The 6,079-nt window shown below is 67.4% G+C and carries 5 protein-coding genes; 3 read left to right on the top strand and 2 right to left on the bottom strand.

What is annotated here, in order from left to right; genetic code table 11:
- Positions 1-76 precede the first annotated feature (76 nt).
- Both D7Y15_RS41625 and D7Y15_RS41620 read left to right on the top strand, forming a co-directional pair.
- Positions 77-793, top strand: coding sequence for a class I SAM-dependent methyltransferase (locus D7Y15_RS41625; RefSeq protein WP_120581338.1), 717 nt, complete (start codon positions 77-79; stop codon positions 791-793).
- A gap of 11 nt (positions 794-804) precedes the next feature.
- Positions 805-1,638, top strand: a complete 834-nt coding sequence (locus D7Y15_RS41620) for a ThiF family adenylyltransferase (protein ID WP_120581339.1) — start codon at positions 805-807, stop codon at positions 1,636-1,638.
- Between the two features lie 75 nt (positions 1,639-1,713).
- Here the strand turns inward: D7Y15_RS41620 and D7Y15_RS41615 are convergent, their stop codons facing one another.
- Positions 1,714-2,166, bottom strand: a complete 453-nt coding sequence (locus D7Y15_RS41615) for a DofA protein (RefSeq protein ID WP_120581340.1) — start codon at positions 2,164-2,166, stop codon at positions 1,714-1,716.
- Positions 2,167-2,536: 370 nt separating this feature from the next.
- The gene (locus D7Y15_RS41610) at positions 2,537-5,104 is read right to left on the bottom strand and encodes an acylase (RefSeq protein ID WP_121756036.1); all 2,568 of its coding nucleotides are present in this window, start codon (positions 5,102-5,104) and stop codon (positions 2,537-2,539) included.
- 140 nt (positions 5,105-5,244) lie between these two features.
- Here D7Y15_RS41610 and D7Y15_RS41605 point away from each other — a divergent pair, with 140 nt between their 5' ends.
- Positions 5,245-5,898, top strand: a complete 654-nt coding sequence (locus tag D7Y15_RS41605; protein ID WP_120581342.1) for a phosphatidylcholine/phosphatidylserine synthase — start codon at positions 5,245-5,247, stop codon at positions 5,896-5,898.
- Positions 5,899-6,079: the final 181 nt, after the last annotated feature.

Genomic DNA, 6,079 nt, shown 5'->3' with positions numbered 1-6,079 from the left:
GGGCAATCGCCCGGGGGCGGTGGGACGGGAGACAACATCGGGTCTCACCCTGACTCCCCTCGGAGGGGGAGGACCCATGCCCGAGACCGTCTTCGTCGACAACATCTGGAACGACTTCGCGCACAGCTACGATCAAATGATCCCCGAGCTGCCGTGCTACCAGCGGCAGCGCGAGAAGATCCTCCGCGACACCCGGGAGCGCTCCTACGTCATCGACGCGGGGTGTGGCACGGGGCTCGTGAGCGAGCCCCTGGTACGGCGTGGGCAGCGCGTCGTCGGCTTCGACAACAACCAGGCCATGCTGGCCCTGGCGGTGCGCCGCCGCGCGAAGGAGCCGGAGGCGGTGCGCGCCCGCTGGACGCTGTTGCCCGGGGACGTGACGACCTTTCCCCTGGAGGTGGAGGGGGCCGCGGACGCGGTGGTGATGAACAACGTCCTCTTCTACGTGAAGGACCCGGAGGCCGTGCTGCGCGAGGCCTGGACGCACCTGAAGCCCGGCGGCGTCCTGTGCATGACGAGCAACAAGCGGCCCCGGCCCGACCTGGAGCTGGTGCTGAAGAACTCCATCCGGGAATGGGAGTCCCAGGGACGCTGGACGGAGAGCCTCCAGCGCGCGGTGAACCACCACCGCACCTGCGCCCAGCGGCTCACCACGGACCCCAACGAGATGGTCACCTTCCTGGACACGGACCAGGCGGTGAAGCTGCTGGAGAAGGTGGGCTTCAGCGAGGCGCTGGTGGCCGACGGCGACGACTACTACGGCGAGAACTTCTACGTCTGCATGCGCAAGTAGGGAGCCCTTCCATGAGCAACGTGAACCCCCGTTTCCAGCGCAACCTGGGCGTCCTCCACCCGCAGACCATGGACAAGCTCGCCAGCACCCACGTGCTCGTCGCCGGCGTGGGCGGCGCCGGAGGCCAGTGCGCGGTGGACCTGACGCGCCTGGGCTTCGGCTGCCTGACGCTCGCGGACTTCGACGTCTACGAGCGCCACAACATCAACCGGCAGATTGGCTGCTTTGAAAGCACCCTGGGCCAGCACAAGGTGGACGTGGTGGAGCGCATGTGCCGGGACATCCACCCGGACCTGCGCGTGCACAAGCTGAAGGAGGGCATCACCGACGCCAACGTGGCGCACGTGCTCCAGGGCCTGGGCGGCCTGCCGCCGGTGGACTACGTGGTGGAGGTCATCGACATCGCGGGGGCCCGCGCCAAGGAGTCGCTCCACCAGACGTGCCGGGAGATGGGCATCCCCATCATGACCGGGCTGATGCTGGGCTTTGGCGCCGCGCTGCACGTCTTCCAGCCGGACGCGCCGCTCTACGAGGAGCTCTTCATCCTCCCGGATGGCCGCATCGACCTGCCGAAAATCATCCCGCACCTGGGCAGCTACATGCTCCAGGAGTACATGGATGCCTGCTACCAGGGGAAGGGCCACGCGCCCACGTGCGTGATTGGCGCCACCACCGCCGCGGGGCTGATGGTGAGTGAAATCATGCGAGGCGTGATGCTGGGGGCTCGCGCGATGGTGTCCTGGCCCGAGTACCTCTACGTGGACCTCTTCGACCACCGCTACGTGCGCGGCTCCGTCAGCGCCACCCGTCCGGCCCGCCCGGTGGGGCAGGGCGCGAGGGGCTGAAAAGGTCGCCCGCGCGAAGGCTTCTCTCTCCGGGGCCGGGGGCCCTTCTGAAGGGCCCCCGAATCCCCCCGGGGACTACATCACCACGCCGCGCGACCGCGCTTCGTTCACCAGCTGCGTTCCATCCACGCCCAGCCGCCGGGCGATGAAGCCCGCCGCCCCGTCCGCGTTCTTGTGCACGCGGATGAACTGGTCGTCATACGTGCGCGTGACGATGAGCATCCCCGACACGATGACGCGCTGGAGGTTGTGCTGCAGCTCGTTGCCTTCGATGATGACGTGGATTTCGGAGAACAGCGCCCGCGCGTCCGACAGCATGTTGGACAGGTGCCGCCGCTGTTCGCTGTTGGGGACCGCGGACTTCGCTCCCGCGATTGTCACCAGCACCAGCGGCTGCTGCTGATGTTGTTGGTAGGCGGCCTGCATCTTCTGGAACACCGCCTGAATCTCTTCCGGCGTCGGTGGAGCGTCCCAGCGCAGGAAGAACACCTTGTCGATGACGTCTGTCTTGTAGACCGGAAGTGCCATGGCGTTCGCGACTCCTTCGTGTCGGACCCAGCGGCCGTCCCGGTCGGTACGCGTCCGGGCTTTCTCCCTGGGCCTATGGGACATCCTGCTCTTCAGCCGCGGTCAAGAAACTAGCCCTGGAGGCTGACATTGCTGAGACGACACATCGGCTCGGCCCTGACGGCGTCACGGACTGTGTGTTCGCCTCGGAGGCCCCCTTGGATGTCAGCTGTTGGATGCTGAACCCAGACGCCAGGGCTGCCCGCCCTGTCTGCCTATTCCGTTCCATGTAACAAGTTTCAACGGCGATTCCCCATGAAAACAAGAAGGCCCCGGGAGCACGGTGGCTCCCGGGGCCTTCAAGAGACTTCAGGTCTTCAAGCGGAAGCGGTTACCCGCCAGAGACGGTGGTCTCCACCAGGTTCGCGTCGCCGTTGATCTGCGCGTCCGTGAAGAGGATGGGGCGCCACTGCTTCTGGGAGTAGCGCAGGGTCTGGTCCGCGTAGTGCGGGGACTTGGGGTCGCCGGACTGGCTGTAGGTCAGCACGGCGTTGGCGTTGGGGCCCGCGTCGGTGAACTGGAGCGCCATGATGAAGGAGCTGCCGTTGTTGATGGGGTAGCCCTCCTTCGCCAGCAGGGTGTTGGCGTTGTACGTGGCCGTGTGGGGCTGGGCGAAGTCGAACACCGTGGTGCGGGCGGCGCCGTAGGACATCACGTTGGTGATGCCCTCGCGGTGCATGCCGCCGTGCAGGGGGATGGCGGTGCCCGAGCGGGTGGTGAACTGCACCTGGCCCAGCGTCTTGTCCAGCGCGTTGCCGGAGCGGTTGATGGTGAAGACGGCCTGCGCCAGCTTCACCAGCACCGGGTCGTCACCCGTGGCGGGCGCGGGCGTCAGGGTGTTGGGCGTGGCGATGGGGTTGGCCGGGTCGAAGGCCACGTCGAACAGCGGCCCCTTGTTGACCAGCTGCGCGCCGGTGTACGCGCCCAGGAACTCGCGGAAGATGAACGCGCCCTTCTGGTCCAGGTCGTAGCGCCCGTTCCAGCCGGCCAGCAGCGCGCAGGCCTGGCTGATGTCCACGGCGGTGCCGTTGTAGGTCGCCGTCGTCTTGCCCGTGCAGCGCTCCACGACGGCCGCGCGCAGCAGCTCCTCCATGGAGCTGCGGTTGCTGAACACGGCCGTCTTCAGCTCGTCGAAGCTGAACTTGCCGTCCGCGCCGGAGGCGCCGGTGGCCGTGGCCTCCGTGAGGACCTTGGCGTTCATGCGCGTGCGCGGCGACTGGGCGACGCCTTCGAAGCCGTGCAGCGGGGAGAAGCCGGTGAGCGGCGCGGCGGGGTTGGCCAGCCAGTAGCTGTCGTTCGCGTTGAAGACGAAGTCCTTGCGCTCCAGCTGCGGCACCTTGGCGAAGGGCACGAGGCCGGGGCTGCGCGAGCCCGGCTCCACCTGCCACTCATTGGCCGGATCGCTGCCGTTGAGCACCACGAAGCCCAGGGCCTGGAAGATGCCGTAGGTGACGTTGAGGGCGGGCGTGTTCGCCTCGGTGGCCCACTTCGTGTACGCGTCCTTCGTGAGGTTGGGCGTAGGCGTGGCGTCCGTGTACCAGGCGTTGCCGTCCTTGTCGGCGAACATGGTGTTCACCCAGGGCAGGCCCTGCTCGGTGGCGTAGACGCTCTTGAACTCGGCCAGCGTCTTGGCCTTGTTCATGCCGTGGAACTGGTCCAGGAACTTGGTGTTGTCGATGTTCGCGTCACGCAGCGTGAGCGCCGTCTGGCTGTTCCAGCCCAGCGCGCCGGGGGGGAAGCCCGCCGGGGCGGCCGAGTCCGGGAAGGCGATCATCGGGCCGTAGTGGCTGAACCAGACGGTCTGCGTGTAGTTCGTCAGCGACCCTTCCGACAGCTTCACCAGGATGGTGAAGGTCTTGGAGGTCATCTGGCGCTCTTCGGTGCCGTACTTGTAGACGGTCGGCTTCCCCGGGACCAGCTGCACCTGGTAGATGGTCGCGCGCTGGCCGGCGGAGAACGTGTGCGTCCAGGCCAGGTTGTCATTGAAGCCGATGAGCACCGCCGGCACGCCCATGAGGCCCACGCCGTAGACGTTCATCTGGCCCGGCACGGTCAGCTGGCTCTCCCACAGGCGCAGCTCGCCTTCCCAGGGGAAGTGCGGGTTGGCCATCACCATGCCCTTGCCGTTGTCGGTGCGCTCACCGCCCAGGGCCCAGCCGTTGCTGCCGAAGTCCGCCAGCTTCAGCCGCTGGAGTTCCTCCAGCGACGGCATCTGCGGGCGCAGCGCGGCCTGCTTCGGGTCCACGGACTGCGCGCCCACGGTGGGGGGCGTGGCGGACGGGATGGTGAGCGCCAGCGCGTTGATGCCCGCCAGCAGCGTCAGGTCCGTGTTGTACGCCAGCAGGTCCACCGGGGTGATGGGCTTGACCCAGGCCGCGTTGGCGCACTCGGTGGGACGGGCCTCCGGGGGCGTGTCCTGCAGGTACTTGTTGTAGCCGGCCACATAGCCGGTGACCATGTCCTGCATTTCCTGGGACAGGGTGGGGAAGGCCGCTTCCGCGCGCCCCATCAGGTCCATGGCCAGGTACGCCAGGTCGCTGCCCACGTGCTTGTTGCCCGCGCCCTGACCCAGGTAGCGCGCGCGCTCGCCGCGCACCTTGAGGACCTGATCCGCGAGGGTGCAGACGTGGTCCTGCGCGAAGGCATAGCCCTGGCCGAAGCCCAGGCTGCCGTAGTTGTCCGCGGTGATGTGCGGAATGCCGTACGACGTGCGCTTGATCTTCGCCGTGTACTTCGGAGTGGTCGGCGTCGGAGTCGGGTCGACCGGCTCCTTGTCGTCACATCCGCTGCTGAACGCGGCGAGCGCCAGGGACGCGATGAGGGAGAAAGAAAGACGGCGGGTCCGGACAGAACGGAACCCACCGCGAGGAGGAAGATTATCGGGGATGTGCTCGGGCATGGCGGCCCGGAGACTAGGAAGGTGGCGATTCGCCGGTCAATGTTTCTGGGATTTGACTTTTCCACGGAGACGAAACGGACGGATGCGTTGCGTCGTGGGTTTGGGAAAGCCGGAAAGACGGTGTGTGTTACATGTGAGCCATGACGTCCGAGCCCTCGTCGCCGCCCGCGGCGCGCCGCCAGCGCCGCCACTTCTCCATGATTCGCACCTTCGTGCTGGCGGACTTCGTCACGCTCGGCAACGGCTTCTCCGGCGCCGGGGCCATCCTGGCGGCCATGCAGTCGCTGGCCACCAACAACCCACGCTGGTTGTGGGTGGCGTTCTGCCTGATGCCGGTGGCGCTGGCGATGGACGTGGCGGACGGCCGCATCGCCCGGTGGCGCTTCCGCAAGTCGCCGCTGGGCGCGGACCTGGACTCGCTGGCGGACGTCATCTCCTTTGGCATGGCGCCCGCGGCGCTGGCGTTCGCGGTGGGCCTGCGCGGCAACCTGGACGTGGCGGCGCTGCTCTACTTCGTCGCGTGTGGCATCAGCCGCCTGGCGCGCTTCAATGTCACGTCCGCGGAGCTGTCCGACGGAACCGGCAAGGTGAAGTACTTCGAGGGCACCCCCATCCCTACCAGCCTGGTGCTGGTGATGGTGCTGGCGGTGGCGACCTGGCAGGGCCGCATTGGAGACGCGTTGTGGGGCGGGGTGTGGAACCTGGGCCCGCTCCAACTGCACCCGCTGGCGCTGCTCTACGTGGTCAGCGGCAGCGCGATGATCAGCAAGACGTTGCGGATTCCGAAATTCTGAAGTCTTCCGCCGGGGTGGGCGGGGGTGGTGCCATCCAGTGGACGTTCTGGAGGGCAGTTCCCCTGTTTTTCCCACGGTGAGGCGGTTGGCAGTCCCGGGGTGGGTGCCTAGCTTCGCCACCTGATCCGCGAGGGCCACACCCGGAAGGTGTGGCCGCGTTCGCGGCTTCAAGGCTTTTGGG

It is taken from the genome of Corallococcus sp. AB030 (assembly GCF_003668965.1).
Classification (GTDB): domain Bacteria; phylum Myxococcota; class Myxococcia; order Myxococcales; family Myxococcaceae; genus Corallococcus; species Corallococcus exiguus.
The sequence above is the reverse complement of the archived record's forward strand: the minus strand, read 5'-3'. Positions and strand labels throughout refer to the sequence as shown.

Bases quoted from the DNA above. Each gene is read 5' to 3' on its own strand.
- D7Y15_RS41610 (WP_121756036.1), bottom strand. From the start codon at position 5,104: ATGCCCGAGCACATCCCCGATAATCTTCCTCCTCGCGGTGGGTTCCGT.
- D7Y15_RS41605 (WP_120581342.1), top strand. From the start codon at position 5,245: ATGACGTCCGAGCCCTCGTCGCCGCCCGCGGCGCGCCGCCAGCGCCGC.
- D7Y15_RS41620 (WP_120581339.1), top strand. From the start codon at position 805: ATGAGCAACGTGAACCCCCGTTTCCAGCGCAACCTGGGCGTCCTCCAC.
- D7Y15_RS41615 (WP_120581340.1), bottom strand. From the start codon at position 2,166: ATGGCACTTCCGGTCTACAAGACAGACGTCATCGACAAGGTGTTCTTC.
- D7Y15_RS41625 (WP_120581338.1), top strand. From the start codon at position 77: ATGCCCGAGACCGTCTTCGTCGACAACATCTGGAACGACTTCGCGCAC.